Source organism: Shewanella septentrionalis, from assembly GCF_025370265.1.
Taxonomy (GTDB): Bacteria; Pseudomonadota; Gammaproteobacteria; order Enterobacterales; family Shewanellaceae; genus Shewanella; species Shewanella hafniensis.
Genome location: NZ_JAMTCC010000007.1, coordinates 132,173 through 155,614 on the forward strand (window position 1 = coordinate 132,173; position 23,442 = coordinate 155,614).

A 23,442-nucleotide genomic window follows, 5' to 3' on the forward strand; every position below is an offset into this window, starting at 1 on the left:
ATGCGTGATAAACAATTTGATTTCAGTGTGTTGATGTCATCAAAAATGTTTGGCGTGTTGGCCTTACTGCTACTGGTGGTCGCGGTGGAGTTGAGTATCGGTGAAGCCAATAGCTGGTTTTTCCTTGGACTGAATATCTTGGAATGGACCAATCCATTGGAGGAGGTTCGCCAAGTGGGTGAGGTTTCACTCGAAAGTGCCGACCTTATATTGGGCGTTTTTGTGTGGCTTGTAGAATCTGTCGTTGAGCCATTTTTCGGCTGATGACGCTGCCATGCATCACGTCGTTTAGATGCAGCGTCAGGTCGTAAAATTGATTTGATTATTTTAAGGAAATTAACATGTTATCAATGAAGAGTGTGAGCAAGGTTTTTAAAACGGATTTAGTGGAAACCCACGCCCTGCGTGATTTTAACCTCGAAGTGAATGAAGGCGAGTTTGTTGCGGTAACGGGTCCTTCTGGCTCAGGTAAAACCACGTTTTTAAATATCGCGGGTTTGCTTGAAGGTTTTACCCACGGTGATTATTTTCTCGATGGCATCAACGTGTCTAACCTGAGCGATAACAAGAGCGCCGCCATTCGTAACGAGAAAATCGGCTTTATCTTCCAAGGTTTTAACTTAATTCCCGACCTTAACTTGGCTGAGAATATTGAAGTGCCGCTGCGCTACCGTGGTTTTAATGCCAAGGAACGCCAACGCCGCGTACAACAAGCATTAGAACAAGTGGGTTTAGCCTCACGACTCAAGCATTTTCCCACTCAGCTTTCGGGCGGACAGCAACAAAGGGTGGCGATTGCCCGCGCATTAGCCGGTGAACCGCGTTTTCTGCTCGCCGATGAACCAACAGGTAACCTCGACAGCTTAATGGCGCGCCAAGTGATGGAATTACTTGAACATATCAACCAAGCAGGCACAACCATCATCATGGTGACCCACGACCCTGAACTCGCTCGCCGTGCCCAGCGCAATATTCAAATCGTCGATGGTCAAGTGTGTGATTTTACTATGTATCAGCCCCATGGCAGTGTGCAAACTGCAGCTTCGCACCCATTAGATAAACTTGTCGCCAACGCTGACTAAGGATACGCATTATGTTTTTTTATTATGTTGATTTAGCCTGGCGCAGCATTAAGAAAACCCCAGTGCTGTCGCTGTTGATGGTGTTGGCGATTTCGATAGGTATTGGCATCACGATCACCACATTAAACGTCTACAAGATGATGTCGTTTAATCCTGCGGGTGAACGCTCAGATGAGTTAAATGCGGTACAGCTTTGGAGCCAAGGTCCCGATTCTTGGGATGAGCTTAACTCGTTAGTGACTTATCAAGATGCGATGAATTTGCGTAACAATACCTTACCTAAACGCCAAGCTGCGATGTTTCGTACTGGGATGGCTGTGCAAACGGAGGATGCTAATTTTGCGCCTATTTTAGAAAGCATTCGAGTGACAGATAGCGACTTTTTTAAGCTGTTTGACGTGCCATTTTTGTACGGTAATGCGTGGGATAAATACGTCGACACTGAACCTGCTTATCAAGTGGTGATTAACGATAAACTCAATCAAAAGTTGTTTGCGGGTCAAAACAGTGTTGGCAAAGTTATCTATCTTAATCGTAAACCTTATCAAGTGGTTGGGGTGATTGATGCTTGGGATCCCCAGCCTAAATACTATGATCCCAACAATGGCGCCTTTATCGAGTCGGAACCGATTTTTATCCCCTTTTCGCTGACGCCTATTGAAGAGTTTGCTCTCTGGGGCAACGCCATGGGTTGGAAGTTTGAGTCGGTGCAAAGCCACCAAGATCGGCTTAACTCTGAACAAGTGTGGTTGCAGTATTGGGTTGATTTGCCAAATAAAGACGCAGTAACCAGTTACCGTTCTTGGCTCAGCAATTATGTGGCGGAGCAAAAAGCTCTAGGCCGTTTTACGGATAATAAATCTGCCGCCGACTCAGTCAAAGTATCCGATGTCGCGACTTGGCTTGAATACAATCATGTGGTGCCCGAAGACAATAAAATCTTGGTTGGCTTGAGTGCACTATTTTTAAGTGTTTGTTTAGTCAATATATTAGGTTTAATGCTGACAAAGTTCCTCAAGCGAGCGCCCGAGGTGGGAGTACGCCGGGCAATTGGCGCTAGCCGTGGTCAAATCTTCGCTCAATATATGGTTGAAGTGGGCATGATTGGTTTATTCGGTGGTTTGCTGGGACTTGCTTGGGCCTACGCGTCACTTTACGGCTTATCGGCCCAGTTTGAGGTCGCGAAGGATTTAACCCATTTATCGGCGAGTATGTGGATTATCACCCCAAGTATTGCGGTAGGCACAGCCTTGTTGGCTGGCTTGTATCCCGCGTGGGTGGTGTGCCGGACTAAACCTAGCGTTTATCTGAAAAGCCAGTAAGGGACTCATTATGTTGCATATTAAACCTATTCTCAGCAGTTTATTGCGCAGTAAAAGTGGCCCAGTCTTACTGCTTATTCAGATTATCTTGTCTGTGGCAATTGTGGCGAATGCGAGCTTTATTATTCAAGAGCGTTTAGCCCTGATGCAGCGTGATTCGGGAGTCGAAGAGTCAGAGGTCTTGACCTTTAGCTTGTACAACTTTGATCCATTGATAGATAAAACCGCGCAAAACAAAATTGATCAGCAAATTTTGCGGGGGCTGCCCAATGTGATTGCTGCCACCTCGACCAATATGTTGCCTTTGAGCGGGGGAGGCAGCACGAGCACCTTAAACCTAGGACCCGATCCGGATAATACTAAAACGACAGCGGCATTTTCCATGTATTTAGGCACAGAACACACCATTGAGACCTTAGGCCTTAGCTTGATCGAGGGGCGCAACTTCTATCCCCACGAAGTTAAAGGTGATCTCAAGATCCCGAGTCGATTAGCGATCATCTCCAGGGCGGCAGCTCAAGCTGCCTGGCCGGGTGAGTCCGCTCTGGGCAAGGTGTTGTACGAGGGCAATATGGTTCAAATGACTGTGATTGGCGTGGTCGATAAACTGCAAGGGGTTGGTGTTGACAGCTCAGCCCTCGAATACAGTGTGATTCAAAATGTGGATTATGGCAGCAGTTCTTACATGGTACGGGCTAAGCCTGAGTTTCACGCCGAGCTTAAAGACGCGATAATCAAAGCGCTGCAGGTCGAGAATCCAAATCGAGTTCTCGATGGATTTAAGTCAATCGAGGCCATAAAAGATAGGTCATACCGAGATCATAAATTGATGATTACTGTGTTAACTATGATGGTGGTGTTGTTATTGCTTATCACCTCGCTCGGTTTAACGGGCATGGTGATGTTTAATATCCAGCGCCGCACTAAGCAGATAGGTACCCGCCGTGCATTGGGGGCTAAAAAGCGCGATATTATCAGTTACTTCCTCGTGGAGAATTATTTGATTTGCTTAGCGGGAGGCGTGCTTGGCGGCTTGTTAGCGATACAGTTAGGCCAACAGTTAATGAAAATCTATAGCTTGCCTATGTTGGACTTAAGCTACCCACTATTTACTGTGGCAGGTTTGTTTATTGTCACCACGCTGGCGGTTTACTTACCGGCGCGTAAGGCGGCAAATATTTCGCCAGCAACGGCAACCCGCAGCGTATAGCGAAATATTTGATGTCACTCAAGGTACGATAAAAGCTCGATAAAAGTGCGATAACAATAGGATGTTATTGCACTTTTTGTTACTTTACGGTTAATAGCTTTATATAGGAAAACACTCATACTTATGGATACTATCCTCATCGTCGACGACAATCACGCCATCTGCCAAGCCCTAGGTTTGATGCTAGAGCTTAATGATTATCGGGTGCTGACTTGCCATAGTCCGGAGGACGCCCTTGGGTTATTGGCGACGCAAGATGTGGATTTAGTGATCCAAGATATGAACTTTACCCGTGATACCACCTCGGGTGAGGAAGGCAAGCAGCTGTTTTACGCTCTGCGCGAACGCCAAGGGGATCTACCGATCATTTTGATGACGGCGTGGACGCAACTCGAAACCGCAGTTGAATTAGTCAAAGCGGGCGCGGCCGATTACATGGGTAAACCTTGGGATGACGCTAAGGTGCTCAATAGCATTACCAATTTGATTGCGCTTTATAAACTCTCCCGTGCTAACCATCGTCTCGAGCGGGTGAATCATCAACGCCAAGTGGCGATCGCCGATGCGGACCTCTGTGGGATTGTCTTTGGTAGCGGCGCGATGCAGCGTTGCATTGATTTAGCCTTGCAACTGGCACGCTCCGATGTGTCGGTCCTCATCACTGGCCCTAATGGTGCGGGTAAAGACAAGCTTGCCGATATTCTCCATGCTAATTCTCCCTTAAAAAACAAGCCTTTTATCAAGGTCAATGTCGGCGCTTTGCCGATGGATTTATTAGAGGCAGAGTTGTTTGGTGCCGAGGCGGGGGCTTTTACGGGGGCGACTAAAGCGCGTATTGGTCGCTTTGAAGCGGCCGACGGCGGCACACTGTTTTTAGATGAAATCGGTAACTTGCCCTTATCTGGCCAAGTAAAACTGCTGCGCGTGCTGCAAACCGGTGAATTTGAACGCTTAGGTAGCCATAAAACCCAAAAAGTGAAAGTGCGGGTGATCAGTGCGACCAATGCGGATCTGGCCCAAGATATTGCCGAAGGGCGTTTTCGCGAGGATTTGTTTTACCGCTTAAATGTGATTGAACTGGCGTTGTCACCATTGAATCAACGTACCGATGATATTTTGCCTTTAGTACAGCATTTTATCGGTAGTGATTTTAGCTTGAGTAAGCCCGCATTGCAGGCGTTGTTGCACCATCGCTGGCCGGGTAATGTGCGTGAGCTGGAAAACGCCTGTAAGCGAGCGGTATTGTTGGCGCAAAGCCATGTGCTGACTGAAGCTGACTTTGGTTTAGCACCTGTCGTGAGTGCTGCAAGAGCTGCGACTTCCCATATTTCGGCAGCTTCTGCGCCGCGACACTTAGAGCAGCGACAGCCCGATCCGCGCATCTGTGGACAGAGACAATTTGATCCTCAGCCCGTTTATGTGCCAAGTTCTATTCCCACTAATGCCACTTTTGCTGATCACTCTGAACGCGGTCAAGCACTGTCTGCCAATGAGGCGATAGAAGTGAGCCGCGAAGATATCGAAGCGGCGCTAAAACAGCACCATGGCGTGATTGCTCGGGTCGCCAAAGCGCTTGGGCTCAGTCGTCAGGCGTTGTATCGGCGCATGGATAAGTTTGGTTTAGATAAGTCATAGGCCAAGTGCAGATGCTAGTTTGTAGCTTTTAGACAACAGCTTCTAGGCAACAGATACTAAGTCTCAGATACTAGGTCACAGATTCTAAGCTTCAGCTTCTAGGCGAGAGAAAGGCTATTGATTAAGGAATGTCAGTGTTAATCCGAACTAAAATTATCATTTATTCAATGGTTTGCTGCGCGTTTGGCGTCTTGCTTAGTTTTGCCTTGGTGAAATATATCTCACCTGAAACTTCGGCTGTCGCCACATCTAAGGCAATCGAAATCCCCGATGTGAATGTACAACTCGACTTTGCTGAACTGGAAAAAACCACTGCTGCCATTGAGCTTGCCCTTAAAAATACTGAACAATTGCAGTTAGCGGCAGCAATGCAAGCGCGCCAGAGGACCGAGCAGATTAAGGCTGAACTGCAAAAACTTGAACAGCTTAAGCAAGAACAGTTACAAATAAAACTCTTCAAGTTAGAACAACTTAAAGAAGGGCAGTTTAATTTCAGCGCCCATATTGCAGAGCCTTTACGAGTAGAACCGCTCTCGATTTTACCGCCCAAAGCCCCAACATCCCCTGTGGCACCCACTGAAATAGCAGAGAACGAAGGAGTCTCGAGTTTAACTTTAGGTGAAGGTTTACTGGTGTTATTGCTCGCTTGTGGCGCGTGTGGCCTAAGTGTCGCTTGGTTAACACGGTATCTGGGTCGTAGCTTGGATTCCCTCGAAATAGGTCTGCTGAACTTTAGCGATAATGATTTTAGTGTGAGTATTCCAGAACATGGTGAAGGTCAGCTACAAACCTTGGCCCAGTTATTTAATTATTCTGCGGCAAAATTACGCCAAGAAAGGCAATACATTTACCAGCGAGAGTTGTTGCTGGATAAGGTGATCCAAAGCTCTCCCAACGTGATGCTATTGCTCGACGACCATCAGCGACTCATTTACGCCAACGATGCGGCGCGTCACCTATTCCATAAAAAGGGCAAAATGGAAGGCTTGAGCCTAGATGAATTGCTGCTGGACTTGCCCGAGGTATTGGCCTTGGCGCTTAAACATGAAAAGAACGGCCTCTTTGCTATGGGCGAAGATGATGTGGAAACTTGGTATCTGAGTCGTGGCCAATTTTTATTGAATAACCAACAACATAACTTGATATTGCTCAAGCAGATGACCCGTGAGCTTAATCGTCAAGAGGTGGCAGTGTGGAAGAAAGTGATCCGCATTATTAGCCATGAACTCAATAACTCAGTGGCGCCCATCGCCTCTATGGTGAACTCGGGGCGTTTACTGACTAAAGATCTGGATAATCCAAAACTTAAGCTGATTTTCGATACCATAGAGAATCGCACTGGCCATCTGAGTCAATTTATCTTTAACTATGCCCGCTTTGCTAAGTTGCCGCTCCCACAGCGACGTCAGGTCAATTGGACACAATTTACGACTCAGTTAACCCAGCATTATCCCTTTAAACTTACGCATGATTTGCCTGAAAACGATGGTTATTTCGACCAAGGACAGATGGAGCAAGTGCTACTCAACTTGCTTAAAAACGCCCATGAATCGGGTTCAAACCCAGAGGATGTCACCCTGTCGATTCGGCAGCAAACCTTAGTGGATGGTGCAGGTTTTAGCATTGCGATCGAGGATCGCGGTACTGGCATGTCAGGCGAAGTTTTAGAGCAAGCGCTGTTGCCGTTTTACTCGACGAAACAATCGGGTACTGGGCTTGGATTACCTCTGTGCCGTGAAATTATCGAAGCCCACGATGGCAGTATTAGCATGCATAATCGTAGCGACGGTGGCCTGTTGGTTCGGCTGTGGTTGCCACAATAATCCCCATGCCTTGTATCAATACCGCAATGCGACCTTAGGGTCGCATTTTTATTGCCTCTTGATCCGTTCGTTGACCCTATGACTCTTGCCTTAACCGCCTCTTAGCGTATTAGCCAAATGGGCTATTTTTGCCATTTTACCTTAGCTCTTCGGGCTAATTTGCCCCCTCGCATAATGACGGGAGATCTTTAACCCTGTTAACCTGCTTTATCGAAAATTGACGCTAAAACTCCCGTTGTGAAAACAGAGGTTGGCGCGGTTTTAAGGTTCGATTAAAAGGTAAAGGAGGGATAAGTGAAACAGTTAAAACAGCGTCTGCTTACTTACGTTTTATGTCCATTCCTGCTGCTGGCTTCCCCTATCACTCTTGCCGACAACGACATTGAAATTAGTGGCTTAGTGATAGATAGAACCTTGACTCGGTTTGGTAAGGATTTTGGCTTCTACTACTCAAGCTATTGGCGCGAGCTGCCCTTTACCCAAGGCTTTAACGTGACCTTGTATGAGACAGTGTTTCCGCAGGCGGGGACGGTTTTAAGCTTAGAAGTCAACGGAACACGGATTTACACTACCCATTTTGGTCGTCGTGCAAATCCGGTTAAAGAGAGTGCAGAGCAGGCGATTTTGATCACGATTGATTATTTAGCGCAAGTCAGAGCCAATGCAATAACAGGTGATTTTTCAGGAACATCGGACGATTTTTAGGATAATAATAATGACATACAGGACGTTACTTGCCCTTGTCACGCTATGTGTGGCAAGCAGTGGCCAAGCCACTGAATTGATCTATACGCCAGTGAATCCCAGCTTTGGCGGCAATCCACAAAATGGGGCTTTTCTATTAAATAAAGCCCAAGCGCAGAATGACAATAAATCTACCTCTACCGAGAAGGACTTTGTCACCCGTTTTAAAGAATCTCTAGAGCGTAATATCATTAACTCGATCACCCGTGGCGTCGCCGATGGTGAAATTACCGACGGTGTTTACGATACCGGTGATTTTCGGATTGAAGTGGCTTCTACGGGAAATGGCGTGATGCTAACTATTACTAATACTGAAACCGGTGAAGTCACTGTGATTGAAATGCCAACATTCGGAGGAGTCAACTAATGGCCCGTCTAGTGTTAGTGAGTTTATTACTGTTAAGCATGTCGGCCTGTAGCTTGATCCCTAAACCCGATTTGAATATCACGCCTGCCGAGGTTAACCCCTTGAGTGAAGTGATGCGTGGGCTGCAAACTCAACCAGGACCTAAGTTTCCCATTCCAGTTGCTGTGTATTCCTTTCGCGATCAAACTGGCCAATATAAACCACAGGCGAACGTGAGTTCGTTTTCGACCGCCGTGACTCAGGGCGCAACCTCTATGTTGATGCAGACCTTGCTCGATTCTAAATGGTTTACCCCAGTGGAACGTGAAGGGCTACAAAACCTGCTGACCGAGCGCAAAATTAGTAATAAACAGAGCGGTACTAAGGGCGATGAAGTGCCCGTATTATCCACCGCCAGATTGTTACTCGAAGGTGGCGTCATTAGCTATGAGACTAACACCAGCACAGGCGGTAGTGGTGTCGAATATTACGGCATTGGCGCTTCGGAAATGTATCGTGAAGATCAGGTGACCATTTATCTGCGCGCCGTCGATGTGCACACAGGTAAAGTGATGATGTCGGTCTCGACCAGCAAACGTGTTTTATCCCAAGAAATGCGTGCGGGCTTATTCCGTTATACCAGTTTAAATCGCCTCGCCGAGGCAGAAATCGGTTTTACCACTAACGAGCCAGTACAGTTTTGCGTGTTGCAAGCCATTGAATTAGCGGTCGCTGAGCTGATTGATAAGGGCATTAAGCAAGGCTACTGGAGTCCAACTCAAGTCACCCAGCCAGTAGAGAAAGCGCAGGAATTGAGTCAAAGTTAGACGCTAGACGTTGGAGTTAGATATCGCAGAAAGCAGCCTCTGCTTTATCTCTTAGTCACTATCTGTGTGAAGACGTAAAAGAAAACCGAGCCAGTTAAACTGACTCGGTTTTTTATTGGATTAATTTCTGCAGTGGGTGGGCGTTGGCTTTGTTGTGGGTCATGTGATGTTAGTCCGCTTGCATGGCCTTCCAAAACAGTTCAAAACTGGCATCGCGGTACGTTTTATTCACGCCTAAGTGCGGGTTATCAATAAAAAATCGGGTTGCCGCTAGATATTGGCCATGGCAGTTTTCTAGCATCAGCTCCAGCGGATAGTGGGCGATTAATCCCTCTATTTGCCCTTGCTTAATCAGCTCGCTAATAAAGCCTAAGATGCTGTTCATCGCCTGATCGCGCACCTTAGCCGCAATCATGGGTGACATGGAATATTGCTGAAAAAACAGCTGTTTGACAGGGTTATCCAGCGACCAATCAATTGCACTTTGCCATAGCTGTAGGGCATTGAGTTTAAGATCGCTGCCATTATGAGTGTTTAGCAGCAAGGCATCGGCAAACTCTTGTTTTATTGTTAGAAATAAAGATTCCATCAAGGCTTCCTTGGAAGGGAAATGATGGAACAAGGTGCCCGTTGCTACACCTGCTTGCTTAGCTATCGAAGCGGTGGACGTGCCATGAAATCCTTGGCTGACAAAGAGCGCTAAGGCAGTGTCGAGAATGGCTTGGCGTTTATCTGTCATGGTTTTAATGGCTTGTGTTGTTGATGGCTGATTCAAGATTTATCCCCCAATGACTAGCGCAAAAATAGCTTCATTAAGATGCGCTGGATAACAGTGCCGTAGGGCGGGTGGACAAATTTGCCTGTGTTGAATCGGCCTCGGCTAAGCACAGTTTTAGCGTGGCTGAAGGTTAAAAAGCCTTCCTTGCCATGGTAATGCCCCATTCCTGACGGGCCGATTCCGCCAAAGGGCGCATCGTCGGCGGCGACATGGAACACGGTTTCGTTAATGCACACGCCGCCAGAATGAGTCTGTTGGAGGATTTTTTGCTGACTTTTCTCATCGAAACTCATCACATACAGCGCTAGCGGTCTTGCTCTGTGGTTGATGTACTGAATCGCTTCATCTAAGGTGTCGTAACTAATAATCGGTAACAATGGGCCAAAAATTTCTTCTTGCATCAATAGCATATCTTCACCGGTATTCGTGATTAGCTGAGTCGCGAGTTTGCGATGCTGGCTATCTATGGCTTCGTCCGTCGCCGAGATAATATGGGCACCCTTAGCTTTCGCATCTTCGAGCACTGTCATAAGGCGGTCAAACTGACGGGTATTAATGATGCTGCCGTAGTCTTTGTTGTGGTTTATCGCGCCGTACATGGCATTAAATTTAGTTCGGTAGGCGGCAATAAATTCATCCACTTTTGATTTTGGACATAGAACATAATCCGGTGCGACGCAGATTTGTCCGGCATTCAAACACTTACCATAAATCATTCGTTCTACTGCTATCTCAAGCGGCATATCGGGGGCGATAATGACTGGCGATTTACCGCCCAATTCGAGTGTCACTGGGGTGAGATTATTGGCTGCAGCACGCATCACATGACGGCCAACTGTGGTCGAACCGGTAAAGAGTAAATGATCAAAGGGTAGGGCTGAAAACGCTGCGGCGACATCGGCTTCACCTTCTACAACTGCCACGTGGGACTCATCGAAGACGTGTGCCAGTAGTTGTTTGATCACTTGGTTAGTTGCAGGGGTGAATTCGGACATTTTTAGCATGGCGTGATTACCCGCCGCGATGGCGGTCACTAGCGGGCCAATTGATAGCATGACGGGGAAGTTCCACGGCACTATGATGCCGATAACGCCCACAGGCTGATAATGCACAGTGACTTTGGCTGGGGCGAGCAAGATCCCCGCATGGCGAGCGCTGGGTTTGAGCCATTTTTTTAGATTTTTCAAACTGTAATTGATGTTGTTGATGACTGGCATAATGTCTGATATTAGGCTGTCATCAATCGATCTATGGCCATAGTCTTGGCTTAAGGCTTCGACTAAAGGCGTTTTAAATTGCAGTATGGCCGCTTTAAGTCGAGTTAATTGCTCCACTCGCGTAGCGTAGTTTGGATTCGGCGCCGCTAAATAACTGCTGCGTTGGCGTTGGAGCAATTGAGTCAGTGGCGAGGCATTAAGCTGTTCGGTGGCCATATTCATAGTGGTCGCTCCAAGGGAAATGGTAGGCTGAGTCTTATTCGGTACTTTATTTAACTAATCGTCTCGATTGAGTCTTTTATTAAATCAGTACCGACTGATTAGTCGGTTTATCCTAGCTTGCTTAGTGAGATGGTGCAAGTTATCTGATGTATTTTTGAGCAAGATCACGGCTTATTGAGGCGTTAGCTTTTACACTAATTCAAGGGTTGTTGCATAAGGAGTATGTATGGCATTGTTAAAGCACGGAATTACGATTGGTATTGAACGCTATGGTGATGATGATTTTTTTGTTGCCTTTAAGGCCATCGGTACTTTAACTCATCAAGACTACGAAATGATGGTGCCAGTGTTGGAGTCGGCACTGGCGGGCGTAAAAGATCCTGATATCTTCGCCTTAGTGGATGTGACCGAGTTAGATGGCTTGGAATTACAGGCTGCTTGGGATGATCTGAAACTTGGGGTGAAGCATATTCGTCATTTCGAGAAAATAGCCATAGTCGGCAAAACGACTCTGCAGGAAGTGTTGGCTAAATTGGCAAACTGGTTTACGCCTGCTGAGGTCAGATTTTTTGTTGATAATGGCGACGCCGTTGCTTGGTTAAAAGACTAGTTACTCAGTAATCCATTAGCATCATAGAAGGAGTACAGAATATGCGTACAGGTCAAATACTCTGGCCCACAGATTTTTCGGAAACTGCGGCCCATGCACTGAGTTATGCCATTGAAATGGCTAATCTATACCATGTAGGACTCAAAATTTTACATGTAGTTGAACAGCCGATCGGTGATGAAAACTTTATGATTCTATCGATCACTCCAGAAGAGTTGGCTAAGAGCATGGAGGACGCGGCCGCAATTAAGATGCAGGCGCTGTTAGCCGGGTTAAACACTGAGCTTCCTGTCACGACCTTGATCCGCCGTGGCGATCCTGTGTATCAAATTTTAGAAGAGGCCAACAGTAAAGATATTGGCATGGTGGTGATAGCGAGCCATGGCCGAACTGGGATTTCGCATTTTTTACATACTAATGTCGCAGAAGCGGTCGCTAACGGTGCGGCTTGTCCTGTGCTGGTGGTGAAATAACTGAGTTAGTAGCTTGACTCAATAAACCCGAAGGACGCTTATTGCGTCCTTTCTTTTTGATTGATAAAGAATATTTAATTGAAATGGGTACGCAAGAAGCATAGCTAACTACTATAAATTAGTGGTATTTTGGCTTTAATAGATAGCCTGATTAAAACTCAAATGATGGATAAGCTTATGCGTACTCAAGAAGTGTTATGCCCTACGGATTTTTCATCCACCGCAGCCCATGCGCTCAAATATGCGGTTGAAATGGCTAATCTTTATCATGTCGATATTCGATTGTTGCATGTGACAAGTCCTGCCCGTGGCGCCCATTGCTATGGTATTGCGGTTGATATTCCCGCCACATTGGAAAATGAGCTGCAAGCTTTTGTCGATGCAAAAATGCAAAGCATACAGCAGGAAATGCAACAAGGCCTCACCGAGGGGCTCAATATCAAGCTCGTGGTGCGTCATGGTGATGCGATTGACGAGATTTTAGCGGAAGCCGTCGATGTAGGTATGGTGGTGATTGCTAGTCATGGTAGCAGCGGCTTAGCGGATTTTTTAAAGCCACATGTCACACAAGATATTGTTAAGTATGCTAAGTGCCCTGTGCTGGTGGTGAAATAAAGCGCTTAGATAAGACTTAGTAAGAATCGTTTTTAATGATTTTAGGTTCTGTTAATTTGGTCGACGCCTCAGCTTCAGTCTCGAAGGACATCAGGCGTCGATACTTTTCCTGCAAGGCCACTAAGCTACCATCTTGGGTAATTTGTTTGAGTCCCACATTAAAATCATCCCGAATTTGTTCACTGAGAAAGGCAAACTTGTATTCTGTTGGTGGAAATATTTTGTGGCAAATGGCCTGTTGTTTTAAATCTTTCTCAGTGAGTTTTCCCTCAAGGTAAGCCTGCTTTAAGTAATATTTGAAGATGTTTTTATCCATCACTACGACATCGGCCCTGTGTTTCATCAGCATATAAACCTGCTGCACTTGCCTTGCTTGTTCTTGGTAGCCGCTATTAGCCTTAGCCATTTTGGCAAATTCTTCCCCCAATAACGATGATGCACGCTGAAAGGAAACGACTTGCTTGTTATTTAAGTCGTCTATGTTGTTGATAGTAAAATTATTATCTTCTAGGCTAATAGCGCAGTTTTGGTAGGTTATCGCAACATTGGAGTAAAAGACGTTGTCGAGCATGCCATCTTTAATGTTGATGATACCATCGAGTTTACCTTCCCTGAGTTCATGGAATGTACGCGCCAGTGGTAAGTATTGGATAGAAGCGGTATGGCCTTTAACAGCGAGGGCTTGGTTTAGTAATTCGAGTTCGATTCCGCTATTGGTTTCTTGGATAACATAAGGTGGAATAGACAGGCTGACACCTATCTTAATTTCTGCTGCTTGGCAAAGCTGAGCGCCGCATAAGGTGAGAAACCCCATCAATTTAAAGCGGTTACAACGAGCCTCTGAGCTATTTGGCTTATTTAGATTTTGCGTCATAAGTTACCAATACCTCCGCGGTACACACTTACAGCTGTGTTTGTTACTCGCCAGTCTTTCCATGACTCGATTGAGTAAGTGTAGTGTGTCTGTGAACTCAGCACGGTTGTATTTATTCAAATACGCTAAACAATGAGCGAATTAAAAAGATGAGCCAGGTTCACGCAGAAAGGCAATTTCCTCTGCTGTCGATTCTCTGCCTAAGATGGCGTTTCTATGTGGATAGCGACCAAATCTGTCGATAATTGCCTTATGCCGCAGTTCAAACGCTAAGTTGGCCATCGCCGCTTCGCGATTAAACAGTTTAACCGCGACTTGATGGATCATGGCTGACTCGCTGTGCATATAGGGCATAAAGAGAAAGGGCACTTGCTTAGGTTTAATTGCTAAATCAATCTGTTGGGCAACGGCTTCTTGGGCGAGCACTAAGGCGATGGTATCAGCTTCGAAAGCGGCAGGCGTATCACGGTAAATATTACGGGAGAATTGGTCGAGCACTATGATCTCCGCTAATCGGCCTTGGGGTGTGACTCGCCAATGGGAAAGCTCACCACGTTTAGCTTGAGCTAATATGTCCCCAAAACGCTGTTTGATTTGTTCATCAAATTCAACATCTTTAATCCACCAAAGCTTTGGCTCAATTTCTTCAAACCAAAATGTCAGTATTTGATCGGCTGTAATTGTCTGGCTCATCTTAGCGTTCCCTCATAGGTGGTGAGTGACATTACAAATAACAGTTGTTGGGGGAGGATGACAAGTCGTTTCGCTTGATTTAGGGGGAGATTAGTTATCTGAATAATTGGTCGCTCAGCGGAAGTATTTAGTGTTGGCTATTGCCTTATTGACTGAATATAAAGTAGTTTTGATGATAATTACTTTTGTCTCCAGGCAGGTCATTCTATGTCACCTTCAATGCCAGTATCCCAACAGGTTTCAAAGCAACATAAGGCGTTTTTGCGTAAGCTCTATTTAGCGCACTTAATGGATGACGATCGCCATAATCTTTTATCACTCAATAAGTTAACTGGAATGCCGCGCCGCACCTTACAGGATGCCATCGCCGCATTTGAGGATATAGGTATTCGGGTCGAGTTTGTGCAGGAAGGAAGCCGTAACAATTCAGGCTATTACCGCATAGTGACGTGGGGCCCAATCAGCAGCGCTTGGGTTGATACCCATCTAAGTGAAATCGCCGATCTGATAGGTGTTGTTGAGATCGGCGAAACCGCAGTGTGAAGCGGTCAGTTTTAAGTTCGGCAATCACGTCATAAAAAAATAGGCGGCAAATCCTGCCCAACTTAACAGTAGTAGGGCGATGGCAACCCAAGTGGCACGGGTGAACTGGCTTTGGGAGTCGAAGGCTTCGTCAGCATCGTCTAGATCATTGATGTCATTCACTGTGCGAGATTTCGCTTTCAACTGTTGTTTACGGACTTTATCCCGCTCACGGGCTTTGGCTTTAAGCAGTTTTTTATACTCGGCGATGCCTTTTTCAATCCCTTGGGCAATGAGCTTAGTTTGCTCTTTGGTTTGTCCTAGCTTTTGGGTGGCTTTGGCTGCGACCAGTGCTTCTTGCTGAGTTTCTGTCGAGATAGTGGGTTTCATCTGGATTCTGCCTGATTTAACGCGACTTAAGTTAACGCGACTTAAGTGAATGCGGCTTAAGTTAATGCGGTTTGAGTTAACGCGCCTGCGGCTGAAATATACTCGTGAATACGAGAGTCAATATGCCCGCGAAGCTGCTCGCTAATTCGTTAGTAATAAGCGAGCGAAAAGTGTCATAGCCAGATTATACCCACATTAGACATTAAAACTTACAGCCAATATCTTCATTTCATTAAAAAATCAGCGGATGCCCGCCCTGTGGAGCAGCAAGGTACACAGGTTCATAGTCCCATACTTCACGAATGGTATCGACCGACAAGGCTTTTGCTGGCGTGCCTTCGCTTACGATTCGCCCTTGTTTTAATACGATTAATTGATCGCTATAGCGAGCGGCTTGGTTGAGATCATGCAATACCACTATCACAGTGTACGCCTGTTGATGAGCTAAGTGTTGGGCTAACTCAAGCACTCTGTGTTGCTGGGCGAGATCTAATGCCGATGTTGGTTCATCCAATAATAGTATGGGTGGGAACGGCGATTGACTGAGCTGAGTCAAAACGCGGGCGAGCTGGACTCGTTGTTTTTCGCCGCCAGAGAGGGTTGGATAACTGCGCTTAGCCAGATGAGATAAGCCCACTTGCGCTAGCTGTTCGGCAACTAAGGTTTCCCCCTCTTTATGACTAATGGTTAAGGGGTAAAGACCCATAGCGACCACTTCAGATACTGTGAAGGGAAACGTAAGACTGGCGTGTTGTGGCAGCACGGCTAAGGATTTTGCCAGCTCGCCCCTAGGCCAATCCGCCAGTTGGCTATGGCCTAGACGGATACTTTGCCTTGGTGTGCTGATTTCTTGGCAAAGGGCTTTGAGTAGCGTCGATTTACCCGCGCCATTGGGGCCGAGTAGGGCGGTTACTGCACCGGGTTTAAATTGCACATTTATATCGCTGAGCACCATTTTCTGCCCAATGCTGACATCGAGCTTGCTAATGCTGAGCTTGGTGCGTTCAAACTGCGCATGGGTTGAATGAGTTAGATGCGCTCTTGGGGCTAATATTGAATCTGATCTTGATTCTGATTTTGCATAGGAAGTGGCAGTCATAACGCCTCGCTTAGATGAGCTTACTGCGTTGTTGCAGTAGTAAGAAGATGAAGAATGGCGCACCTATGATGGCGGTTACTAATCCAACGGGTAACTCTGCTGGTGGTAAGAAGGCGCGGGCGCCGATATCGGCCAAGGCTAATAGGGCGGCACCTAAAAGTGCGCTGATGGGCAGCAGTTGGCGATGATCTGGCCCTAACATCATCCGCACTAAATGCGGTACCACTAGGCCGATGAAGCCAATAATGCCTGTCGCCGCGACACTTACGCCAACGCCTAAAGCGCAAAGTAAAATGAGTCTCAGCTTAAGCTTATCGACATCTATCCCTAAGTGACGCGCTTCGGATTCACCAAGTAGCAAGGCATTGAGCGCCGCCGCATCTTGGCGAAATCGCCAGCTTAGTAATGCTAACGTCACGAGGCACAGGCTGACATACATCCACTGCGCACCTGCTATCGAGCCCATTTGCCACAAGGTTAAATCACGTAGCGCCATATCGTTAGCAAGGTACGTGAGCATGCCAATTCCTGCGCCTGCCAGTGCCGCAATAGCAACCCCTGATAGCAGTAACAACACGACCGATGTTCCGGTTGGGCTACTGGCGAGGCGATAGACAACAAGGGTGGTGATTAAACCCGATACAAAGGCACTGATGGGGATCATGAATGGATTTACATTGGGTAACAGCACGATACAGATGGCCGCGCCAAGAGCTGCGCCAGATGACACCCCGATAATACCGGGATCGGCCAAGGGATTACGAAACAGTCCCTGCATCACAGCGCCGCACTGGGCGAGCGTAGCGCCTACCGCCAGTGCCAATAATGTCCGTGGCAGGCGCACAGTGTTGACCACCAGTTGCTCGTGGGGCGCAATATTGCCTATGTTTTGCTGAGTCGCCCAATTAAGCACAGCGCTTAGGGCATCCACTAGGCTGATACTGACCGGCCCTGTGCTGACCGAGAGTAAGCAGCTTAGGGCTAACAGTGTGACTAAACCGGGCCAGAGCCAGCGATTGAGGAACATCTCAACTATCCTTTCTATTTTTATCAGATGACTCATAAGTTGTGTGAGTCAGTGGTGCAAATCAGTGAGTCCGATGAGTGACGGTATTCGTTACTATGCAGGCTACTGATTTTGTTTGAGCAACGTGCTAGCAAGCGTATCGGCGGCGCTAATGGCGCTGATGCCTAAACCGCCGAGAAGGGCTTGCGGCGCGAGTGTTTGTATATGGCCATTTTTACCCGCAGGAGTATGAGCGAGTAGCGGCATCTCTTTCATCAGTTCTTGGGCAATGTGCGCGTTGGTTTGCTCGGCGGGTTTATCGCTGCGCTTTGACAGTAAAATAATGTCGGGCTGCAAGGATAAAATCCCTTCCTGAGACATACTTTTGTAGCCATCAAACTCGGCAATATTCTGTGCGCCCGACAGCGCGATAATGGTATCTGCGGCAGTGCCTTTACCGCCAACCCGTGCGCCACGGCCTTCTTGTAGCAGCATAAAGAGGATTTTTGGCTGAGCGCCAGCATCGCTTATTTGCTGTTTTTTATCCGCTAAGCTTTGCAGTTGTTGATGTAAGTCCTGCTTTAACTTAATGGCATTATCTGGACGGTTGAGTAATTGACCTAAGGTATCCACATTGCTCATTAGTTGCGGCTCATCGTTCGTTGCGGGTAACTGCACAACTTGGATATTGGCTTGTTTCAATACATTGAGCGTGGTCTCAGGCCCCATAACATCCGAGCCGACAACCAGTGTTGGCGAGAGGGCGATAATGCCTTCGGCGGAGAGCATTCTGTGATAGCCAAGCTTAGCCACATGGGCTAAACCTTCAGGTACATAGCTGGTGGAGTCGATAGCGACCAACTCATTGCCCGCATCGAGGGCGAGCACTAGCTCAGTGACGCCCGTGCCCGCACTCACGAGTCTTATCTCACTTTCAGTACTTTCCACATCGGGCTCAGCACTAAAGGCGCTGGGCGATAGCAAAGCCGACAATGCAGAGACGATAACTACCACTTTGCTTAATGATATTTTAGTTGCTTGAAACAACATGGTTAAACTCCTCATAAAAACTGGTTAGCCACAGGCTTAGATACTGTTTTTAGTCTCTGACTTTCAAAATCTTGGCTTTAAAAATCAGTACATTAAATCCAGAAAAGTAAAGCAATGCTTTACGGCCTGCATCTTTTGTTTTGGTTATGGTTTTCGCCAGAAAGGCAATATTAGTTGTGTCTCTGATTCATTATTTAGCTTGCCTATTTGGCTTTGGGGCAGATAGCGAGTTAGGCAAGGCGCTAATGCTCCATTAAAATTTGGGTCTGGCTGATGGACAGCGTCTGCAACAGCGCGAGCAGTTGCATCAAAGGTTCCACGGGCGCGGCCTTATCGGCGGCAATAACAACGGTCGCCTCTGGCATAGTCTTAAAATGTGCGGTAAACGCGGCGGTAAAAGTCGCTAAATCATCAAATGTCTCACTATCTATTGCCCAATAAGGCGCTGTCGCCATGATATTGATGGCAATCGTTGGCTTGTTGTCGACTGCCGTGATGGCCGAACTTGGGCTTTGTGGCACATCTACCGGCAAACTCAATAATTGGCTATTTGCCGTCAGCAGTAGAAATACCAACACGATAAAAATAATGTCGATTAACGCGGTTAAATCTAGGCTTGGAAGTTGCTCAGGCGAAGCAATGCCAGTCTGCGAACGCTGTGATGCATCTGCACTTATCATGTCTGTGACTCAATCTGAGTATGGGAGTTGAATGCCGACTTTTGCTCAGTGCTGCTAGAGCGACTCTTGCTGCTGACTTTGCTGAATGCTTGGTATTGATTGTTATCGATTGAAATATCTTCGATACCCGCCAACCACAGATTGAGTTGATTGAGCACGTGCCCTGCGCGCAGACATTGTCCTTGAGCCCAAATGCCAAATAGATGGGCGGCGGTAATCGCGGGCACGGCGATAATAAGCCCGGCTGCTGTGGTGTTCATCGCAAGGCCAAGTCCAGCGCTGAGTTGCGCTGGGGTAACTGGGCCTTGTGATTGCCCAAGCTGGGCAAACATGTCGATGAGTCCTAATACTGTGCCAAGTAGGCCGAGTAATGGGCTGATAATGCCAATCACTTGCAGAACCTTAAGCCCGGCTTGCAAGTCGCGTTGCTGTTTGTTGAGCCACAGACTGAGCAATTCTTCCCTTAGCACTTTGGGCTGGTGGACTTGTTTGAGTAACAAAGTAGCGCCACGGGCGAGTAAATCTTGTTGTGCGCTGGTTTGTGCGAGCAGCACGCTGACGTTTTCAGTGGTCGCCGCCGAGCTTGATTGACGCAATGCCTTTATCCAAGCCTGTTTTTTGGGCCAGATTGACAGCAGAGTTTGATGCAAAAACAAGGCGCTACGTTCAAGGCAGATCATCAAAGCTAAAAAAGCACATAACAACAAGGGCCAAGTCAGCACGCCAAGTTGTGTCTGTAGGGTTGAGAAATCAGTTACGGGCATTAAGCCTCTCCAATCGATTGAAAAATCAGTTTTATATGTCATTGAGTGAATCAAAAAGTGAGCTTTACTATGGCTAGCTTTTCAGCAATAAGATTAAGGCCCGCTAGTTAAGCGCGAAACGAATCGGCACTCTGACCTTGTAATGACTCGCTAGCCTTGGCGTCGGCGCCGCAAATTGCCAGTTCTCAACTGCAGCAATTGCTGCCTGATCAAGCAGGCTAAATCCTGAGCTTTTTACTAACGTCAGCGCCAGTTGCTCGCCAAGTTCGTTAAACATCACTTCTATGGTTGCAGTGCCTTCGAGTCCTTTCTTACGCGCTATTCGCGGATAAGTCGGTTGTGGTGGCGCTGTAGCAAACAGCGGTTTGGCTAATTCCACTATGTTGGTTTGGAGGCTGTCGTTAACTGGGGCATTGTCAGATGCTGCACCGGCTACATTTTGGGGCGTTTTTGCATTTAGTTCGGCAGTGTTAGTAATTAAATCCGTTAGTTCTTGTGCTGTTTTAGGCTCTGTTTTTAGCTCTAATTCTTGCTCTACATGTTCGGACCGCTTGTGTGCTAAAGCGCTCGTCCCTGATGGAGTTGTATCTGGATGACTTTGAGTCGTGGTTTTTTCGATTGAAGGTTTCTTAGCTAACTGGCTGTCAATTCTTTGTTCAGCTTTGGGTTTTTCAACGGCCTCGATAACTGTCTTATCGACAGATTCTGCTGTTGATACTTTTCGCACTGTGTTGTTTACAGTGGCTATTTTGGCGTCTGTTTGAGTGGGCTCAATACTGACGTTGCTGCTTGCAGAGCTTGTTGCAGCAGTCAAATTAAGTGTGACACGATTTGCGCTCGGAGCGTTCGCCACTTGATTTACACTCGATGCTTGGGCGCTTTGCTGCATAGTGATAGCGGGTTGCGAGGCGATAACCCCCGTTTGTATGGCAACAGTTAACGCGCCAAAGGCAAGATATCGTTTTGGTGTCACAGCAACCTCTTTTCCCCAATAAAGCACTTCTGCTCATTTATCTTCGCTAATTAAGATATCTCAATATAAACAAGATCGCAAATGATAATGATTTGTATTTGATCTATTTTATTATCTCAGGTAGAGTGCCTGCAATAGCTCGAATGAGCGCTTAAAAAAACAGCTAAACCGGTAATTCATCCTACTTTATGGGGACTGATTACCTTGGACTCGATTAGGAAGGGGCTCAAGTTTGCAAGAGCCAAATTTGGAATGGAACATCTATAACAGACTAAATCTTAAAAGGATTGGCGTCTGGAAAGAGAGTCTGGGGTCAGTATTGAATTGCACGGATATAGCTGATTATCACTTGAGGATGAAGAGATGAAGAAAAAGCCGTTAGTGATCGCAATGGCGATAGCACTGAGCAGTACGGCCCTAAGTTTTACGTTAGCGGCAGAAGAAAATGTTAAGCCTGTTGTGCAAGGTGATGCGGATAAAAAACTCGTTACGACAGAGTTTGATGAAGTGCTAGTAAGCGCAACCCGCATCAGCGAGAAATCCTCCGAAACCAGCCGCAGCGTAGCCGTGGTGGGTGAAGAGCAACTTGCGGTTGCTCAAGCATCATCCGTGGCTAATGCCCTTAAAAACGAGGCCAATATTACGCTGACAAATGGCCCAAGAGCTTCATCTCAAGGGGTTGAAATCCGTGGTTTAAGTGGCAGTCGAGTACTGCAAACTATTGACGGAGCAAGACAAAATACCGACTCTGGCCACAGAGCAACTTTCTTTATGGACCCTGAGTTACTGAAATCCATTGAAGTGCTGCGCGGTCCAGCCAGTAGTTTGTGGGGCAGTGGCGCACTGGGTGGTGTCGTCGCGCAAAATACTAAGTCGGCACAAGACTTTTTAGCGCCAGATGAGACCTTTGGTGGCTATTTCAAACAAGGTTATGAAACCAATGGCTCGCGCACTAAAACCAGTGGCGCGATTTATGGTCGACAAGACAGTATCGATTGGTTATTGAACGGCTCTTACACCGACTCTAACAATATCAAAACCGGTAATGACGAAACCCTCAGCAACAGTGCATCTCATGGCAGCAGTGGTTTAGCTAAATTTGGTTGGCAAGCCGATGAAGCATCACGCTTAGAGTTATCTGCTAGAGTTAATAAGATCAATGAATTAGTGCCAAGTAATCCTTCTGCGGCAGCCAGTAATTCAGTGCCTTTGGTGCGTCGCAAGACAGACGATCAAAATATCACCTTAGATTACAGTTTTAATCCTGCCAATAACCCGTATCTGGATACTAAGATGCAAGTGTATTGGAACAGTACCGACTACGATGAAGACCGTATTACTAAGGGCCAGCTAGACAGCACTGAGTATCGCACTGTGGGCATTAACCTCAATAACAGTTCGCGCTTGGGCAATACTTTGTTGACCTACGGCGTTGATGGCTTTCGCGATACCATAGAAACGACGCGTGATGATTCGGGTCAAGTGGGCCAGCGTCCGGGAAATATTGATGGTGAAACCACAGTATGGGGCGCTTTTATGCGGGCAGATATTGAGCTGACTAAGACGTTAAATCTGGATGCGGGTCTGCGTTATGACAGCTTTAAAAATGACAGTAACAACCTCAATTTATCCTCCGATGATAATGAGTTATCGCCATCGCTAGGGCTAGTTTGGCAGACTCAATCTTGGTTGACCTTAAGTGCCCGTTACGATCAAGCCTTCCGCGCACCTTCGGTAGAGGAAATGTATTCTAGCGGCACCCATTACTGCATTCCACCTATTCCGGGATTCTTGCCCCAAGGTCTATGCAACACCTTTGCGACCAATCCGGATCTAAAGTCTGAAAAAGCCCGTAACAAAGAAATCAAAGCAGACTTACGTTTCAGTGAGTTAGCCGGTGATGATGAATTAGCATTGACGTTCAACATCTTCCGTAACGATGTGGACGATTTCATCGTGCAGCAAGTGTCTAATCCTTGGCATGGTATTCCTGGGTTCGAGCAAACGACCTCATGGAATAACGTCGAAGATGCGCGTTTAACTGGCTTTGAAATTAGCGGTCGTTACCGAATTGGCCAAACTCGCTTAGCAATGAATTATGGCCAAACCCATGGTGAAGATCGTAAAAATGGCGGCGATATTGAAGGTATACCCGCCAATAAATTTAACGTCGATTTATCCCAAGGCATTATGGAAGGCGACATGAAGCTCGGCACTCGCGTCACTTATGTGGCGACGCAGTCGAATACGCCTGATGGCTTCAAAGTGGCGAAATACGACGATTACACCCTATGGGATGTGTATGTTGCGTGGGAGCCGACTATGGGCGCGATGGCGGGTGTGAGAGTGGATTTCGCCATCGAAAACATCGGCGATGAGAAGTACCAACAAGCGTGGCAAACCTTGTATCAACCGGGTCGTAATATGAAGTTATCGGCGCGCTATATGTTCTAAGCCCAGCATTAAAGTGCTGACTTCCGTTTCGGC

At 46.9% G+C, this 23,442-nt stretch carries 25 protein-coding genes; 14 read left to right on the forward strand and 11 right to left on the reverse strand.

The annotated features are described in order from the left end of the window. The 9 genes from NE536_RS05805 to NE536_RS05845 all read left to right on the forward strand — a co-directional run bounded on the left by NE536_RS05805 (position 1) and on the right by NE536_RS05845 (position 8,989). Positions 1–264, forward strand: a complete 264-nt coding sequence (locus tag NE536_RS05805) for a hypothetical protein (protein ID WP_006085862.1) — start codon at positions 1–3, stop codon at positions 262–264. Between the two features lie 77 nt (positions 265–341). Continuing rightward, positions 342–1,082, forward strand: a complete 741-nt coding sequence (locus NE536_RS05810) for an ABC transporter ATP-binding protein (protein WP_261272092.1) — start codon at positions 342–344, stop codon at positions 1,080–1,082. Positions 1,083–1,093: 11 nt separating this feature from the next. Continuing rightward, positions 1,094–2,404, forward strand: coding sequence for an ABC transporter permease (locus NE536_RS05815; protein ID WP_261272093.1), 1,311 nt, complete (start codon positions 1,094–1,096; stop codon positions 2,402–2,404). Between the two features lie 10 nt (positions 2,405–2,414). After that, positions 2,415–3,614 (forward strand): ABC transporter permease, encoded by a 1,200-nt coding sequence (locus NE536_RS05820; protein ID WP_261272094.1) that lies wholly within the window; start codon positions 2,415–2,417, stop codon positions 3,612–3,614. Positions 3,615–3,737: 123 nt separating this feature from the next. Further along, positions 3,738–5,249 (forward strand): sigma-54-dependent transcriptional regulator, encoded by a 1,512-nt coding sequence (locus NE536_RS05825; RefSeq protein ID WP_261272095.1) that lies wholly within the window; start codon positions 3,738–3,740, stop codon positions 5,247–5,249. A gap of 134 nt (positions 5,250–5,383) precedes the next feature. Then, positions 5,384–7,072 (forward strand): sensor histidine kinase, encoded by a 1,689-nt coding sequence (locus tag NE536_RS05830; protein ID WP_261272096.1) that lies wholly within the window; start codon positions 5,384–5,386, stop codon positions 7,070–7,072. A gap of 294 nt (positions 7,073–7,366) precedes the next feature. Next, positions 7,367–7,777 carry a curli production assembly/transport protein CsgE gene (locus NE536_RS05835; protein WP_012088448.1) on the forward strand — a complete coding sequence of 137 codons (411 nt, stop codon included), beginning with the start codon at positions 7,367–7,369 and terminating at the stop codon, positions 7,775–7,777. A 10-nt stretch (positions 7,778–7,787) separates the two neighbouring features. Continuing rightward, positions 7,788–8,183: a curli assembly protein CsgF gene (locus tag NE536_RS05840; RefSeq protein ID WP_106649655.1), complete on the forward strand. Its 396-nt coding sequence runs from the start codon at positions 7,788–7,790 to the stop codon at positions 8,181–8,183. Beyond that, the gene (locus tag NE536_RS05845) at positions 8,183–8,989 is read left to right on the forward strand and encodes a CsgG/HfaB family protein (protein WP_106649656.1); all 807 of its coding nucleotides are present in this window, start codon (positions 8,183–8,185) and stop codon (positions 8,987–8,989) included. The genes NE536_RS05840 and NE536_RS05845 overlap by 1 nt, the downstream gene beginning before the upstream one ends. Before the next feature lie 169 nt (positions 8,990–9,158). On the opposite strand, the gene NE536_RS05850 is transcribed toward NE536_RS05845, so the two are convergent. Then, on the reverse strand, positions 9,159–9,764 hold the full coding sequence (locus tag NE536_RS05850; RefSeq protein WP_261272097.1) for a TetR/AcrR family transcriptional regulator: 606 nt from the start codon (positions 9,762–9,764) through the stop codon (positions 9,159–9,161). A gap of 17 nt (positions 9,765–9,781) precedes the next feature. Beyond that, positions 9,782–11,206 (reverse strand): coniferyl aldehyde dehydrogenase, encoded by a 1,425-nt coding sequence (locus NE536_RS05855; RefSeq protein ID WP_261272098.1) that lies wholly within the window; start codon positions 11,204–11,206, stop codon positions 9,782–9,784. 226 nt (positions 11,207–11,432) lie between these two features. Here NE536_RS05855 and NE536_RS05860 point away from each other — a divergent pair, with 226 nt between their 5' ends. From NE536_RS05860 to NE536_RS05870, 3 genes are all read left to right on the forward strand, one after another. Beyond that, a complete protein-coding gene (locus NE536_RS05860) occupies positions 11,433–11,816 on the forward strand; it encodes a SpoIIAA family protein (RefSeq protein ID WP_063883744.1) in 384 nt (127 codons plus the stop codon). A 41-nt stretch (positions 11,817–11,857) separates the two neighbouring features. After that, the gene (locus tag NE536_RS05865) at positions 11,858–12,289 is read left to right on the forward strand and encodes a universal stress protein (protein WP_126491301.1); all 432 of its coding nucleotides are present in this window, start codon (positions 11,858–11,860) and stop codon (positions 12,287–12,289) included. 177 nt (positions 12,290–12,466) lie between these two features. Beyond that, positions 12,467–12,904, forward strand: a complete 438-nt coding sequence (locus NE536_RS05870) for a universal stress protein (protein ID WP_106649657.1) — start codon at positions 12,467–12,469, stop codon at positions 12,902–12,904. 16 nt (positions 12,905–12,920) lie between these two features. Here NE536_RS05870 and NE536_RS05875 read toward each other — a convergent pair whose 3' ends face one another. Further along, positions 12,921–13,778 carry a substrate-binding periplasmic protein gene (locus NE536_RS05875; protein WP_261272099.1) on the reverse strand — a complete coding sequence of 286 codons (858 nt, stop codon included), beginning with the start codon at positions 13,776–13,778 and terminating at the stop codon, positions 12,921–12,923. A 141-nt stretch (positions 13,779–13,919) separates the two neighbouring features. Continuing rightward, positions 13,920–14,471 (reverse strand): DUF924 family protein, encoded by a 552-nt coding sequence (locus NE536_RS05880; protein ID WP_261272100.1) that lies wholly within the window; start codon positions 14,469–14,471, stop codon positions 13,920–13,922. 207 nt (positions 14,472–14,678) lie between these two features. Here NE536_RS05880 and NE536_RS05885 point away from each other — a divergent pair, with 207 nt between their 5' ends. Beyond that, positions 14,679–15,014, forward strand: coding sequence for a winged helix-turn-helix domain-containing protein (locus tag NE536_RS05885; RefSeq protein WP_261272101.1), 336 nt, complete (start codon positions 14,679–14,681; stop codon positions 15,012–15,014). Between the two features lie 24 nt (positions 15,015–15,038). Here the strand turns inward: NE536_RS05885 and NE536_RS05890 are convergent, their stop codons facing one another. The 7 genes from NE536_RS05890 to NE536_RS05920 form a co-directional block, all read right to left on the reverse strand. Next, positions 15,039–15,383 (reverse strand): DUF2956 domain-containing protein, encoded by a 345-nt coding sequence (locus tag NE536_RS05890; protein ID WP_261272102.1) that lies wholly within the window; start codon positions 15,381–15,383, stop codon positions 15,039–15,041. A gap of 232 nt (positions 15,384–15,615) precedes the next feature. Further along, positions 15,616–16,482 carry a heme ABC transporter ATP-binding protein gene (locus NE536_RS05895; RefSeq protein WP_261272103.1) on the reverse strand — a complete coding sequence of 289 codons (867 nt, stop codon included), beginning with the start codon at positions 16,480–16,482 and terminating at the stop codon, positions 15,616–15,618. Between the two features lie 10 nt (positions 16,483–16,492). Next, positions 16,493–17,509: a FecCD family ABC transporter permease gene (locus tag NE536_RS05900; RefSeq protein ID WP_220592181.1), complete on the reverse strand. Its 1,017-nt coding sequence runs from the start codon at positions 17,507–17,509 to the stop codon at positions 16,493–16,495. A gap of 102 nt (positions 17,510–17,611) precedes the next feature. Further along, positions 17,612–18,538, reverse strand: coding sequence for an ABC transporter substrate-binding protein (locus NE536_RS05905; protein WP_261272104.1), 927 nt, complete (start codon positions 18,536–18,538; stop codon positions 17,612–17,614). Between the two features lie 242 nt (positions 18,539–18,780). Further along, positions 18,781–19,218: an ExbD/TolR family protein gene (locus tag NE536_RS05910; protein WP_259574483.1), complete on the reverse strand. Its 438-nt coding sequence runs from the start codon at positions 19,216–19,218 to the stop codon at positions 18,781–18,783. Beyond that, positions 19,215–19,982 carry a MotA/TolQ/ExbB proton channel family protein gene (locus NE536_RS05915; RefSeq protein ID WP_261272105.1) on the reverse strand — a complete coding sequence of 256 codons (768 nt, stop codon included), beginning with the start codon at positions 19,980–19,982 and terminating at the stop codon, positions 19,215–19,217. The genes NE536_RS05910 and NE536_RS05915 overlap by 4 nt, the downstream gene beginning before the upstream one ends. 103 nt (positions 19,983–20,085) lie before the next feature. Beyond that, positions 20,086–20,955 carry an energy transducer TonB gene (locus NE536_RS05920; protein WP_261272106.1) on the reverse strand — a complete coding sequence of 290 codons (870 nt, stop codon included), beginning with the start codon at positions 20,953–20,955 and terminating at the stop codon, positions 20,086–20,088. A gap of 363 nt (positions 20,956–21,318) precedes the next feature. Between NE536_RS05920 and NE536_RS05925 the strand changes: the two genes are divergently transcribed. Next, complete coding sequence (locus NE536_RS05925) at positions 21,319–23,409, forward strand: TonB-dependent hemoglobin/transferrin/lactoferrin family receptor (protein ID WP_261272107.1); 2,091 nt, start codon at positions 21,319–21,321, stop codon at positions 23,407–23,409. Positions 23,410–23,442: the final 33 nt, after the last annotated feature.

Bases quoted from the DNA above. Each gene is read 5' to 3' on its own strand.
- NE536_RS05805 (WP_006085862.1), top strand. From the start codon at position 1: ATGCGTGATAAACAATTTGATTTCAGTGTGTTGATGTCATCAAAAATG.
- NE536_RS05810 (WP_261272092.1), top strand. From the start codon at position 342: ATGTTATCAATGAAGAGTGTGAGCAAGGTTTTTAAAACGGATTTAGTG.
- NE536_RS05815 (WP_261272093.1), top strand. From the start codon at position 1,094: ATGTTTTTTTATTATGTTGATTTAGCCTGGCGCAGCATTAAGAAAACC.
- NE536_RS05820 (WP_261272094.1), top strand. From the start codon at position 2,415: ATGTTGCATATTAAACCTATTCTCAGCAGTTTATTGCGCAGTAAAAGT.
- NE536_RS05825 (WP_261272095.1), top strand. From the start codon at position 3,738: ATGGATACTATCCTCATCGTCGACGACAATCACGCCATCTGCCAAGCC.
- NE536_RS05840 (WP_106649655.1), top strand. From the start codon at position 7,788: ATGACATACAGGACGTTACTTGCCCTTGTCACGCTATGTGTGGCAAGC.
- NE536_RS05845 (WP_106649656.1), top strand. From the start codon at position 8,183: ATGGCCCGTCTAGTGTTAGTGAGTTTATTACTGTTAAGCATGTCGGCC.
- NE536_RS05855 (WP_261272098.1), bottom strand. From the start codon at position 11,206: ATGAATATGGCCACCGAACAGCTTAATGCCTCGCCACTGACTCAATTG.
- NE536_RS05860 (WP_063883744.1), top strand. From the start codon at position 11,433: ATGGCATTGTTAAAGCACGGAATTACGATTGGTATTGAACGCTATGGT.
- NE536_RS05865 (WP_126491301.1), top strand. From the start codon at position 11,858: ATGCGTACAGGTCAAATACTCTGGCCCACAGATTTTTCGGAAACTGCG.
- NE536_RS05870 (WP_106649657.1), top strand. From the start codon at position 12,467: ATGCGTACTCAAGAAGTGTTATGCCCTACGGATTTTTCATCCACCGCA.
- NE536_RS05875 (WP_261272099.1), bottom strand. From the start codon at position 13,778: ATGACGCAAAATCTAAATAAGCCAAATAGCTCAGAGGCTCGTTGTAAC.
- NE536_RS05880 (WP_261272100.1), bottom strand. From the start codon at position 14,471: ATGAGCCAGACAATTACAGCCGATCAAATACTGACATTTTGGTTTGAA.
- NE536_RS05885 (WP_261272101.1), top strand. From the start codon at position 14,679: ATGTCACCTTCAATGCCAGTATCCCAACAGGTTTCAAAGCAACATAAG.
- NE536_RS05890 (WP_261272102.1), bottom strand. From the start codon at position 15,383: ATGAAACCCACTATCTCGACAGAAACTCAGCAAGAAGCACTGGTCGCA.
- NE536_RS05895 (WP_261272103.1), bottom strand. From the start codon at position 16,482: ATGACTGCCACTTCCTATGCAAAATCAGAATCAAGATCAGATTCAATA.
- NE536_RS05900 (WP_220592181.1), bottom strand. From the start codon at position 17,509: ATGTTCCTCAATCGCTGGCTCTGGCCCGGTTTAGTCACACTGTTAGCC.
- NE536_RS05905 (WP_261272104.1), bottom strand. From the start codon at position 18,538: ATGTTGTTTCAAGCAACTAAAATATCATTAAGCAAAGTGGTAGTTATC.
- NE536_RS05910 (WP_259574483.1), bottom strand. From the start codon at position 19,218: ATGATAAGTGCAGATGCATCACAGCGTTCGCAGACTGGCATTGCTTCG.
- NE536_RS05915 (WP_261272105.1), bottom strand. From the start codon at position 19,982: ATGCCCGTAACTGATTTCTCAACCCTACAGACACAACTTGGCGTGCTG.
- NE536_RS05925 (WP_261272107.1), top strand. From the start codon at position 21,319: ATGAAGAAAAAGCCGTTAGTGATCGCAATGGCGATAGCACTGAGCAGT.